Genomic DNA, 13,542 nt, shown 5'->3' on the forward strand with positions numbered 1-13,542 from the left:
GTCAGGCCCGCGCATCCCATTATCATAGCTATGATTGTTGTCTGCCCATATGATGAGATTGATGCTGCGGTTGAAAAATACCAGCCAGCCAGCGCGATCTCGATTCTGGATCAGGGTGAAGAAGCCCCGACCATGCGCGGTGTGGAGGCCGGTCAGCATCTGCGCCTGAGCCTTTCCATGGCCGTGGCAGAAATGATGATGCCGCCCTGCCCTGAGCAGGAAACGGCCAGAATAAAAACCCTGCTGGACTTTGCACAGACCATCGATTGGAGCCGCGCCGTTCTGGTTCACTGTCGCCTTGGGCTGAGCCGCTCCCCCGCCGCTGCCTTCATTTTGCAATGCGCGCTCGCCCCTGAAAAAGACGAACAGATGATCGCAGAAGAGTTACGTGCCTCAAGCGAGAATGTGGAACCCAGCCTGATGATGGTCGCAAAAGCGGATGAGCTTCTGGGCCGTGACGGGCGCATGATCAACGCTATCGACCATATTGGCATGGGCAACGAGTGCCTTGCGGGCCACACCTTTTCCGTCCCGTTTCTGCCTGAAACTTTGGACATCGCAGGAGCAAATACAACGCAAGTATAATTTTCCGAAATGATAACGAAAATAACCAAGTTGCCCGGCACAACCCGGAGGGGCGCCAATCTTTGACATTTCCCGCCCTGCTAGAATTTATCCGTTAACTGCTTTTCTCAAGATCATAGACGTAGCCGGTTGTTTATGATTAGTTAAAGCGTCTTGGGGACAATTTTTGGGGTATGTCATGGAGTATGGGGTCTCCGCACTATTAGGTGCACTGTGTTTATCCGCACGCTTCACAGTAGCAAAGTGCAGCTCTGCTATCATCTTGATGCTTTGGCTTCTTGCCACATTCGCGTCGCAGGCCACCGCGCAGAGCATCACCAGCCCCTCAAACGGGTGTACGGAAGCTAATCTCGGCACTTTTGATTTTGACCCCTTATACACAGATAGCCCTAATGATCAGTTGCAGGAGCTTTCTTTTAGTGACGAGTTTGCGGCTGACGAAACGCTACAATTCGTCATTGATGCAACCGGGCCCAACCCTGACACCCGAGAAGACACCATCGATGCTAAAGTTTTAGACGATACCATCGGAGTAGAAGCCGTTACGTTTCCTCCTGAAGTTATTGATGCCGTGGAAACCCGCAACTATGCAATTCCAGGCGATAGCAACCGCTCTTTCACCTTATCACTTCTACAGAATAGTGATTTTTCTGAGGGTAAGATTCAAGTCTCCTGTGTTCCTGCTGCACAAGGGAGCATTACGATTGTCAAAAACACAAATGGAGCAGATGGAACTTTCAGTTTCAGCGGTTCCGAACAGTCGAATGCCGTAACGATTAACGATTTCGACATTACGACTTCCGGCAACACGGGGTCATCATTGATTACACCGGTGACTGGGGGAACATACACTTTCACTGAGGCTGAAAACCCGAATTACAGCCTGGATGAAATTAGATGCAACACAACCTTTACACCTGATCTGGCAAATCGCAGCGTCACTTTCTTTCTGGACTCAGGTCAGGATGCAACGTGCACTTTCACAAATTCCGAGCTGACTGGCTCTATCACCATCACCAAGGCTTCCGACTTTGCCGGTGACTTTGACTTCACCAGTGACATTCCAGGTCTTGATGCATTCACGCTATCCCCGGATGCTGGCTCTACCGCTTCCACAGCCCAGATAACCGACCTGGCGGCAGAAGCCTATACGGTAACAGAGCTTACCAACATGGATTTCAACATTACCGATATCAGCTGCACCAACGGGGACACCGGCGATACGTCAACTGGTTCTCTAGAGATCAACCTCGATCCTGGAACGGACGTTGAATGTACCTTCATTAATGCGCAGAAAACCGGCTCGATTAGTATCATGAAAACATCTGATGCCGATGGGACATTCAACTTCGCCGGCGGTCTCGGAGTTTTTTCAGTTGATGTTACCGGTGGCACAGGCGAGAGAGAATTCTTGGACCTGGCAGCATCGTCCTATACAATCATTGAACTACCAGACAGTGATTTTACGCTGGAAGATATCACTTGCACAGGTGATATAGATAATGGTTCTGATGTTGACGTTCCCAATCGTACTATAACAATTGATCTCGATCCGGGTGAATCGATTGTCTGTACATTCGAAAACCTGCAAAGCCGCGGTTCAATTACGATTGTAAAAAATACAGATGTAGATGGAACGTTCAGCTTCACAGGCACCGACCCTATTGGCAGTTTTGACCTTACTACAAGCGGCGGCACTAACGCTCGAATAATCCCTGACCTTGCCGCAGGCACTTATACGATAACCGAACGTGGCAATCCCGAATTCGACCTGGCCAGCATTTCCTGCAATGACAGTACTACCGGTAATACGGATACGGGTGCAGTTACTGTCTCCTTGTCACCTGCACAGAACCTGACTTGTACCTTCAACAACACACAGAAAACCGGTTCCATTACCATAACAAAAGCTTCGGACGTTGCCAGTGACTTCAGCTTTACCAGCGATATTCCAACCCTTGAGTCGTTCATATTATCCCCGGCAGCTGGTACGACCGACTCTACTTCACCTGTATCTGGTCTTGCCGCGGGGACATACACAGTAACAGAATTACCGAATGTGGATTTCACCATTACAGATATCAGCTGTGACAACGGTGACACAGGCAGCCTCTCTACAGGCGTTCTTGAAATTAACCTCACTGCAGGTGCTGATGTTGAATGTACCTTCAATAATGCGCAATTGCGCAGTTCACTCACTATTACGAAAGTTTCTGACGTGGAAGGAACCTTCGGCTTTACCGGTGACTTCGGCAGCTTCAACCTGATGCCAAGAGCATCACAACCAGCCTCAATATCTTTTACTGATCAGACCGCGGGGACGTTTACTGTTAGCGAAACACTGAATACTGACTTCGACATTACAGATATCTCCTGTGACAATGGTGACAGCGGCGACACCACAACAGGGATCCTGTCAGTCACCTTAGCACCAGGTTCTAATGTCATCTGTACCTTTACGAACCAGCAGCGACCAGGGTCGATCACAATCATAAAGCAGATCGATAATGATGAATCTGTTTTCAGTTTCTCATCGAACAATCTCGGCTTGTTCTCTATTCAGACCGTCAATCAAACCGGAAGCGAAGCTTTCTCTGACCTGGCGGCAGACACATACATTGTGACACAGGCGGTGAATGAGGATTATGGCCTGGTCAGAATAAATTGTGTGGGTGACGCAGATCAAGGAAGCAGCACAAGCCTCGATAATCGCCGGGCGACTATTGACCTTGATCCGAACGAGGAAATAATCTGTACCTTCATCAGTGAAGACCTGGTTGATGAAGATCGTGTGCGGCATATGAGTATGAAGGCCACAAAAGGGTTCGCTTATCGTCGCGCCCGTAACATGCTGAACGCAGAACCGGATAGGACAAACTTCTATCGCCGTAACCCTGAAGTTCTCTGGGAAAACAATGACAGCGTTTCTACAAAAAACAGCAAGCCTGTTCGTTACGCCATGAATGCTACAGGCGGCAATGTGCAATTCGATTTTGCCGCCTCAACCGAACGCACAGACGCGATCACCCCGGAAAAGGGCCTGCAATTGTGGGTCGAGGGACATTATACCAAAGCTGATGACGGTGTTGCCGGGTTCGGTACACAACTGGATATCGACAGTGAGTATGGCATAGTTCACCTGGGAGCTGACTTCCATGTGAGTGATAACCTAATCCTCGGGGCTCTAATCAGTTTCGACCGTGCCAACGACGAAATAAACTTCTTCGATGACGAAACACAGGAGCGACTGTTTCAGGAAGTAGATGGCACCGGATGGATGGCCGGCCCTTACTTGTCAGCACGCTTGTCCAAAAACCTTTTTCTGAATGCCCGCGCGGCCTTAGGGTCTTCCAGTAATAACCTGACCATCGAAGAACTGGTAGAGGACGACAAATTCGATACCGACAGAACCCTCGGTCGCATTGCATTGACAGGTAACAAGGTATTCCAGGAAAACTGGCGGATAACCCCAACGCTGTCCGTTTCCTATTTTCGGGAGAGCATCAATGATTACATAAGCAAAACTGGCGTAGCTATTCCCTCTCAAACGCTGGAGCTGGGGCGCGCCGAGTTCGAACCAGAGCTTGCCTATCGCCATGCGTTCCCGGATGGAACAACTATCGAGCCACAATTCTCAGTCGCTGCGATTTGGGATTTTGAGGCGCCGGACGACATCGCCTTCTCTAACATTCCCGTACCGAATGAAGCTCTACGCGGACGATTTGAAAGTGCGGTTCAACTAAACTGGGCAAATGGTAATTCTGCACGGTTCGCCGCTTCATATGATGGTTTTGGCGCACAGGAATACAATGCCTATACCGTTGAAGCCTGGGTTGACATTCCACTGGGGCGTCCAATGCGCCGCAGTAATCCTGTTGCTGCCACGTCTGAGCCTTATATAGAACCTGTACAGTATAAAGAGTGCCCCGATGGTAGACGGGTTGAAATGATGGATGAATGTCCAGTAGTTCTAGTTGACATGCCACCACCTGAGCCGGTTGACTTTATAATCTATTTTGATTTCGATAAATCCAATATCCTGCCCGAAGAGATGGCAAAGATTGATGATGCGATTGCCCGCACGAACGGCCTCAGCTTCAAAATAGTCATCCTGGAGGGCAACACGGATAGAGCGGGCAGCAATGCCTATAATGATGCTCTGTCAGTACGACGTGCCGTGTCAGTACGCAAAGCGCTGGTGGCACGCGGCATCCCAGAAGAGCTCATCACGTATGATGCGTTCGGTGAAGAAAACCCGGCGATACAGACGAAAGACGGTGTACCGCTACGTGCAAATCGCCGCACGGAAGTCCGTATCCGCTTCAACTAGGATTAGAACTGCAATACCGGTATAGCTTTAGTATTTTTCAGGTTTGATCTATCAGGATGTCATGCAACCTGACAGCAGCTCTTCAGACGGTCATCTGGTTATTGGTCTCAATGCCGTTCTTGCCGCTGTTGAGGGCGACACACCGCTGGTCCTTTGCGCACGCTCTGATGAAGGTTTCTGGGGTCTGCCCTATGGTCCATTCGATCCGCAACGGCACCGGACATTTGAGTTGGGCCTGCGCGCTTTCGTAACCGAGCAGACGCGGATGCATCTTGGCTATGTGGAGCAACTCTACACCTTCGGGGACAAAGGCCGCGAAGCGCCCAGCGCTGTCTTGCGCGGCGGCAGTGAGGCCGACAGGATCGTTTCAGTGGGGTATCTGGCGCTTGCGCCGGGCGCTAACCCGATTGAGATGGAAGCCACAGCCTGGCGCAACTGGTACGATCATTTTCCCTGGGAAGACTGGCGCAATGGCGAGCCGCCAATTCTTGCCGCACAGATCATACCAGCCCTGCAGGACTGGATAACCAGCATTGAAGATACAAGCCAGCAGCGCCTGCGTCTGGACCGGGTAAGACTGGCCTTTGGCTATGAAGCCACTGGCTGGGAAGAAGAGCGCACGCTCGATCGCTACGAGCTTCTTTATGAAGCAGGCATTGTCTCCGAAGCAGCCCGCGATGGTCGGGTCACAACACCGACTTTACAGGTTGCGGACGCAGCCATGAGTTCTGACCACCGCCGCATTCTGGCCACCGCGATTGGCCGGTTGCGTGGCAAGTTGCGGTATCGCCCGATTATTTTTGAAATGATGCCCGCCAGCTTCACGCTGCTGGACCTGCAACGCAGCGTGGAAGCGATCATCGGCTTTCCCCTGCATAAGCAGAACTTTCGCCGGGGTATTGATAATGCGGGCCTCGTGCGCAAAACCGGCAATGTCAGCGCTGAAACGGGCGGGCGCCCGGCGGCCCTGTTCACCCTTGATCGCAACAGCACCAGCGGCAAAACGGCACAGGATCGCACGATCAAGGGTCTGACTTTACCCAGATTGCGCCAGACCCCGTCGCCCGACCTGTAGACAGAACCTCTTAACTCATTGATTTTTATGGCATATTGTTTTCTTGACTTAAGATATTCCGCAGCTATTTTCTGCCTTTGCCCTTGATGGGCTGTTTTTTGGTTCCTATATATGCTCTAGTTGAGCATTAAAGATAATCCGCGCATCTGCGGCGTTTTTCCAGATGCTCCGAACACTAAAAGGGAATGGAGGCGCCAATGCCTGCTTTTGGGAATGAAATTGATCTGGACCACCTGCCATATACGGCCGAGGTGAAATCCAAAACCGATCACCTGTATCCGCTGGTCGAGAAACTGATCCCGCAACTGGAATGGGAGCAACATGCGCCCTACATCGCCGCGATCAACGATCTCAAGACAGAACTGAATGCGGTGATCCTGGCCCATAATTACATGACGCCGGAAATTTTCGCTTGTGTCGGCGATTTTCAGGGCGACAGTCTGATGCTGGCCAAAGAAGCCGCGAAAACTGATGCGGAAATTATCGTCCAGGCCGGCGTGCATTTCATGGCCGAGACGTCAAAAATCCTGAGCCCTGAAAAAACCGTCCTTATACCTGACCTTGAAGCGGGATGTTCGCTTGCCTCTTCCATTACGGGTGCCGATATTCGTCTGCTCAAGGAGAAATATCCGGGCATACCTGTTGTGACTTATGTGAACACCACAGCCGATGTAAAAGCGGAAACAGATATCTGCTGTACATCATCCAATGCAGTTGAGGTTGTCGAGGCGATTGCCAGAGAATGGAATGTCGACAAGGTCATGCTGCTGCCAGATCAGTATCTGGCTAAAAATGTCGCGGCCATGACAGATATCAAGATCATTACCTGGGCCGGTGCCTGCGAAGTGCATGAGCGATTTACCGCTGACGACATTCGTGAAATTCGCGCTGGCAATCCGGATGTTGTTGTTCTGGCGCACCCGGAATGCCCGCCGGATGTTCTGGCAGAAGCTGATTATGCGGGCTCTACGAGCGGCATGAGCGGCTATGTAAAAGATAACCAGCCGCACAATGTTGTTCTTATTACGGAGTGTTCCATGTCCGATAATGTGGCTCTGGAAAACCCGGAAGTGAATTTTGTGCGCCCCTGCAATCTGTGTCCGCATATGAAGCGCATCACGCTGCCGGGCATCCTGAAAGCGCTGCAAAATATGGAACATCAGGTTGAGGTCGCGCCAGAAATTGCCGAGAAGGCAAAACGCGCCGTACAACGCATGATCGATCTGCCGATGAAGAAAGGCCAGTCGACTTACATGCATGTCGGGAAGCCGGAAGTTATGGCTATTGAAGCCAGAGTTTAATGTCATTGGTTTCTCCTGATACAATGACAAAACTGGTGCCGTCAGGGATTATCCCGGCGGCACTTTTTTACGCGTAGGACCAGATGGCTTCCCTGCCCACAACATATAACCTGCCAGACGAAAGTGTGCTGATTGTCGGCGCAGGCATCGCAGGCCTGTTTACCGCTCTCAAACTGGCCCCGCGACCGGTGACAATCGTAACCGCTGCGCCGCTGGGGCGCGGTGGCTCCTCCACTTGGGCGCAAGGTGGCCTTGCGGCAGCCATGGGCACAGAAGACTCCCCTGCCCTTCATCTGCAGGACACACTGACCGCTGGCGCCGGACTGGTTGACGCGCCCGCCGCCAGCCTGCTGACCAGAGAAGGACCTGCGCGAGTCGAGGACCTGATCCGGCTCGGCATCTCTTTCGATACGGATGATGAAGGCAAACTCAAGCTCGGGCGCGAAGCCGCACATGGCCGCGACCGCATCGTTCACGCCTCGGGCGATCAGGCTGGTGCGGCCATTATGGCTGGTCTGACAAAAGCGGCGCAAAAGGCAACTCATATCACGATCAGGGAACGGATTGTCGCAGAGGAAATCCTGCGTGACAGCCAGTGCAGCGCTGCCGGCATACTGGCTGTCGATATTGCCAGAGGCGAACGCCTGATGATGACGGCAACGCAAACGGTGCTGGCGACAGGCGGCCTTGGCGGCCTTTATGCCGTCACCACCAATCCTGTACGTGCGCAAGGCCATGGCATGGCTATGGCATGGCTCGCCGGGGCTGAAATCATGGACCCGGAATTCGTCCAGTTCCACCCAACTGCGCTGAATGTGGGTGTTGACCCTGCTCCGCTCGCCACGGAAGCCCTGCGCGGCGAAGGGGCACTTCTGGTGACCGGATCCGGGCAGCGCCTGATGCAGGGCGTGCATGATGATATGGAACTGGCACCAAGAGATATTGTGGCGCGCGCCGTCGCCTCGGCTATTGCGTCAGGTGATGGCGCCTATCTTGATGCCAGATCATCTGTCGGGGCACGCTTTCCCGAAATGTTTCCAACTGTTTATCAAGCCTGCCGCAACGCTGACATTGATCCCGTCACGGATTTGCTGCCAATCGCCCCCGCTGCACATTATCATATGGGCGGTGTGCGCACGGATCTGGATGGTCAGACGACGCTTTCCGGATTATGGGCCGTGGGCGAAGTTGCCTGTACCGGCATTCATGGGGCGAACAGACTGGCATCCAATTCCCTGCTGGAAGCGCTGGTTTTCGCAGAGCGCGCGGCCATCGCCATATCACACAGCACTGCCAGTACTGATGCCATTGAAATCAGTCAACTGACGAACCGCCTGGGCCTGCCCTCAAAACCGGCAGACAATGCACTCGCAACATCTCTACGCAACAACATGGCCCACAAGGCAGGTATTCTACGCGACGCAGAGGGCCTGACTGACCTCACATCCACTATCAGGGATGACCTTGCTACAAATGAGATGACGAGCGGTGGGCTCAATATGTTGATCGCCGCTCATCTGATCGCTGAAGGTGCCCTCAAACGGCAAGAAAGCCGGGGCGCACATCTGCGTACAGATTTTCCAGATGAAACAGCGCCCGCACACAGCATCATGACACGACGCGGCCAACAGCTTTCCGTCGAGGTCACCACAATGCCCGTAACCCAGCTGTACGAGGAGACTTGAGATGGCACCACATCTGCCCCTACCCCGCCGCCTGATTGAAACAAGCGTCCAGTCTGCTCTGGTTGAAGATCTGGGTGATGCCGGTGATGTGACCACACTGGCCACCATCCCGACTGATGCGCAGGGCAAAGCCGTCATCCGGGCACGTAAAACAGGCCGCTTGGCTGGCATGGAGTTGGCGGAGGCTGCCTTTACCCTGGTGTCCCCTGGCGTGACACTGACCCGGCACTGTGCAGATGGGGCGATGCTCAACACAGGCGATGATATTCTGGAAATTACAGGGTCAGTTCATGCCATCCTGAGCGCAGAACGCGTCGCGCTTAACTTTCTGGGGCACCTGTCCGGCATTGCCACGGCAACGCATGAACTGGTCGAAGCTGTGGCTGGTACGAACGCAAAAATCGTCTGTACCCGCAAGACGCTGCCAACCTTGCGCGCCTTCCAGAAATATGCCGTGACTTGTGGTGGCGGCTTCAATCATCGCTTTGGCCTTTATGATGCTGTGATGATCAAGGATAACCACATTGCCGCGTGTGGCGGCATCACCAACGCTCTCAAGGCTGCAAAATCCCGCATTGGACATATGGTCAAGGTGGAGATCGAAGTGGATACACTCGCGCAACTGGAGGAAGTGTTGCGGGAAGGCGCAGACGTGATTCTGCTCGACAACATGTCCACGGATCAACTTGCACAAGCTGTGAAACTGACAAAAGGACGGGCCACTCTCGAAGCCTCCGGCAACATCACTGTCTCAACCGTGCGGGCAATCGCCGAAACGGGGGTAAACGTCATATCTTCTGGCTGGATCACCCATTCAGCACCAAATCTCGATCTGGGCCTGGACTATATTGCCTGAGAACAGCGCTACTGAGCGGCGTCGGTGATGGCGAGTCTGTTTTTGTCAGGATAGCGGTAGAAGCGATGCGCACCAATCTCGGCGGTTTTTGTCAGCTTCGGTGCCCAGTAAGGTGAGACATAATCCGCATGGTAATGCGTAGCTTCGTTACTGACCGGGATATGCACACCGGCAAGAATGGCACCCGCCATCTTCTGGGAAGTCGCATAGGTTGGCTCGTGACGGCCACGGTTCAATGACCCATCACAGGTGAAAGAGAACTGGCACCCGGTCTTGCGATGCGAGCCCTGATAGACAACGCCGCAGACTGTATTGGGATAATAGCTGCTCTCAACCCGGTTGAGCACAACGTCAGCCACGGCCATCTGGCCGATCACCGGTTCAAACCCGGCTTCATAATAGATCGCCTGTGCCAGGCATCTCTGTTCTTTGGCGCTCACTTGTGCACGGTCAATAACAGAAAAATCAAAGGAGACGAGCTCGGTCAGCCCTTTCGACGTATCCTGCACCAGGTCGATAAAATTAGTAGCGGATGGCGCGGCGTCGCTTTTTGCTTCCTGCCAGGCAGTGAATTCCTGGGCGACGGCAGCAAGCGCAGCTTCTTCTTCGTTCTGGATGTCTGCTGCGACAGCTTTCTGATAGTCAGCATGGCCAAGGAAAACGAACAGCATCAGGCACAGGGTGACACCGAATGATGCCATCCAACCGCGCATGGCCCAGTTCAGGCCCGAGTTATTTTCTGCGTGCAATATCATATCACATCGTCCCGGACTTAACGCCCGATCAAAACCTTCTTTGGGAGAACCCCAATTCAACCCACGAAACTCTTAACGCAACAAGGATCGCAAAACTACCCCAACAAGTTGTAAACTCGCGAATTCGAAAGCGGCTTATGCCTTTCTGAAAAAGCCATGCCAAGCATTTTCTGCAAATTATGCAGCATTGTTAATGGTTAACGTGGCACCCACTCAGCACATTTCAACAGGCGTGACTTTTTTGCAACGCACAAAATTTTTAACCCACTGAATCATAAGGGATTTTTTATTTTGCCAACGCCGACTGTGCTGCTGCCAAGCGCGCAATGGGCACCCTGTATGGCGAGCAGGAAACATAGTCCAAACCCACTTTTTCGACGAAATGGATCGAATCGGGGTCGCCGCCATGCTCCCCGCAGATACCCAGCTTGATATCCGGTCTGGTTTTGCGCCCGCGCTCTGCCGCAATCTCCACCAGCTCGCCAACCCCTTCCTGGTCGAGCGTGACGAAAGGATCCCGCTCCAGAATGCCATGACGGATATAATCCGGCAGGAAAGTGCCGGCATCATCGCGTGACAGACCAAAGGTTGTCTGTGTCAGGTCGTTGGTTCCGAAAGAGAAAAACTCTGCATCCTCCGCAATCTTGTCAGCCGTCAGCGCAGCGCGCGGTAATTCGATCATGGTTCCAACCATATAGTCGAGTTCCTGCCCCTTCTCTGCCAGCACCGCCTTTGCGATTGCATCAACACGTTCCTTCAGGAGGCTGAGTTCTTTTTTCTGCGCCACCAGCGGAATCATGATTTCCGGCGTCACCGGATCACCCCCGGCAGACACGTCGCAAGCCGCTTCCATAATGGCGCGCACCTGCATTTCATAGATTTCCGGGTATGACACGCCAAGACGACACCCACGATGACCAAGCATCGGGTTGAATTCTTTCAGACTGTGTGCCCGCGCCTTCAGCTTCTCTGCATCCATGCCGGAAGCCTTGGCGACCTCTTCAATCTCGTTATCCGAATGCGGCAGAAATTCATGCAGTGGCGGGTCAAGCAACCGCACGGTTACCGGAAAGCCTGACATAACCTCGAATAATTCCTTGAAGTCACCCCGTTGCATTGGCAGCAACTTGGTGAGTGCAGCTTCGCGCCCGGATTTGCTCTCAGCCAGTATCATTTCACGCACTGCAATGATGCGCTCGGCATCAAAGAACATATGCTCCGTGCGACAAAGGCCAATCCCTTCCGCACCAAAATCAAGAGCGGTGCGGGCATCAAGTGGCGTTTCTGCATTGGCCCGCACTTTCATGCGGCGGCATTTATCTGCCCAGGTCATGACTTTCGCAAAATCACCGGAAAGCTCCGGCTGCACCGTTTTCACCTCGCCAAAGAAAACCTGCCCTGTATTGCCATCAATCGTAATTTTCTCACCCTTGGCAACCTGCCGTCCGGCGACGGAGAAACTGGAGCCGTCTTTTTCAATACGCAGCTCGCCCGCGCCACAAACACACGGGCGCCCCATGCCACGCGCGACAACGGCCGCGTGAGAGGTCATGCCGCCGCGCGCGGTCACAATACCTGTCGCAGCATGCATACCGTGTATATCTTCCGGGCTTGTCTCAACACGGACAAGAATGACCTTGTGGCCTTCCTGCGCAAGGCGCTCTGCTTCATCTGAATTGAACACCACTTCCCCGGAGGCTGCACCGGGGGAGGCTGGCAGCCCTTTGGTCAACTGATCACGCGGCGCATCAGGGTCGAGCGACGGGTGCAGCAACTGGTCGAGCGAGCCAGGTTCGACACGCATCACAGCTTCTTCTTCCGTGATCAGCTTTTCATCACACATATCAACAGCAATTTTCAGCGCTGCCTTGGCGGTGCGCTTGCCGTTGCGGGTTTGCAGCATCCACAATTTGCCCTGCTGGATGGTAAACTCGATGTCCTGCATATCCCGGTAATGCTTTTCCAGTTTCTGGAAAACAGCCTCAAGCTCCTTATATGTCTCCGGCATGGCCTCTTCCAGAGACGCGGCATCATCGCCCATGGCTTCACGTGCGCGCTTGGTCAGTGCCTGCGGCGTGCGAATGCCGGCGACAACATCCTCGCCCTGGGCATTGATGAGAAATTCTCCGTAATAGGCATTTTCACCCGTGGATGGGTCGCGCGTAAAGGCAACGCCTGTGGCGGAGCTTTCGCCCATATTACCGAACACCATGGCTTGCACATTGACCGCGGTGCCCCAGCTTTCGGGAATATTGTGCAGTCGGCGATAGGTGTTGGCGCGGTCATTACGCCATGAGCCAAAAACGGCATCAATCGCGCCCCGCAACTGCTCGCGCACATCCTGCGGGAAGGGGCGACCAAGTTCCTGCTCCACTGCCTGTTTGTATGAAGCAATAACCTGTTTCCAGTCTGCCGCTTTCAGATCCGTATCCAGAAAGAAATCATTTTCCTCCTTATAGGTATCAAGAAGGTCTTCAAATGTATGGTGGCCGACGCCCAGCACAACATCAGAATACATCTGAATGAAGCGACGGTAACTGTCATAGGCAAAACGCTCGTCGCCGGAAAGGGTCGCCAGGCCGGCAACTGTTTCATCATTGAGACCGAGATTCAGGACCGTATCCATCATGCCGGGCATGGACGCACGCGCGCCCGAGCGAACTGAAACAAGCAGCGGGTTCCCGGTGTCACCAAAGACCTTGCCGACAACCTCGCCAATTCTGGCGACAGCATTATCAACCATCTGCTCAAGGCCATTCGGCCACTTGCGGTCGTTCTGATAATACAGGGTACAGAGGTCTGTGGTAATCGTGAAACCCGGGGGCACCGGCAGGCCGAGGCTGGCCATCTCGGCAAGGTTCGCGCCCTTGCCGCCTAGCAGGTTCTTGAGGGAAGCGTCCCCGTCAGATGACCCACCGCCAAAATTATACACCCATTTCTGTTCCGTCGTCATAC

General features: G+C 53.3%; 8 protein-coding genes. 6 read left to right on the forward strand and 2 right to left on the reverse strand.

What is annotated here, in order from left to right; translation table 11 throughout:
- Nucleotides 1-30: 30 nt before the first annotated feature.
- The 6 genes from RAL90_RS11830 (at nt 31) to nadC (ending at nt 9,832) form a co-directional block, all read left to right on the forward strand.
- Nucleotides 31-585, forward strand: a complete 555-nt coding sequence (locus tag RAL90_RS11830) for a tyrosine phosphatase family protein (RefSeq protein WP_306250863.1) — start codon at nt 31-33, stop codon at nt 583-585.
- A gap of 265 nt (nt 586-850) precedes the next feature.
- Nucleotides 851-4,915, forward strand: coding sequence for an autotransporter domain-containing protein (locus tag RAL90_RS11835; protein ID WP_306250865.1), 4,065 nt, complete (start codon nt 851-853; stop codon nt 4,913-4,915).
- A 61-nt stretch (nt 4,916-4,976) separates the two neighbouring features.
- Nucleotides 4,977-5,990, forward strand: a complete 1,014-nt coding sequence (locus tag RAL90_RS11840) for a hypothetical protein (RefSeq protein WP_306250867.1) — start codon at nt 4,977-4,979, stop codon at nt 5,988-5,990.
- Nucleotides 5,991-6,187: 197 nt separating this feature from the next.
- The gene (gene nadA, locus RAL90_RS11845; protein WP_306250869.1) at nt 6,188-7,291 is read left to right on the forward strand and encodes a quinolinate synthase NadA; all 1,104 of its coding nucleotides are present in this window, start codon (nt 6,188-6,190) and stop codon (nt 7,289-7,291) included.
- An 83-nt stretch (nt 7,292-7,374) separates the two neighbouring features.
- The gene (locus RAL90_RS11850; RefSeq protein WP_306250871.1) at nt 7,375-8,976 is read left to right on the forward strand and encodes an L-aspartate oxidase; all 1,602 of its coding nucleotides are present in this window, start codon (nt 7,375-7,377) and stop codon (nt 8,974-8,976) included.
- Nucleotide 8,977: 1 nt separating this feature from the next.
- Nucleotides 8,978-9,832: a carboxylating nicotinate-nucleotide diphosphorylase gene (gene nadC, locus RAL90_RS11855; protein ID WP_306250873.1), complete on the forward strand. Its 855-nt coding sequence runs from the start codon at nt 8,978-8,980 to the stop codon at nt 9,830-9,832.
- An 8-nt stretch (nt 9,833-9,840) separates the two neighbouring features.
- Here the strand turns inward: nadC and RAL90_RS11860 are convergent, their stop codons facing one another.
- Nucleotides 9,841-10,587: a cell wall hydrolase gene (locus RAL90_RS11860; protein ID WP_306250875.1), complete on the reverse strand. Its 747-nt coding sequence runs from the start codon at nt 10,585-10,587 to the stop codon at nt 9,841-9,843.
- 286 nt (nt 10,588-10,873) lie between these two features.
- A complete protein-coding gene (gene ppdK / locus RAL90_RS11865) occupies nt 10,874-13,540 on the reverse strand; it encodes a pyruvate, phosphate dikinase (protein WP_306250877.1) in 2,667 nt (888 codons plus the stop codon).
- Nucleotides 13,541-13,542: the final 2 nt, after the last annotated feature.

Source organism: Parvularcula sp. IMCC14364, assembly GCF_030758415.1.
Lineage (GTDB): Bacteria > Pseudomonadota > Alphaproteobacteria > Caulobacterales > Parvularculaceae > Aquisalinus.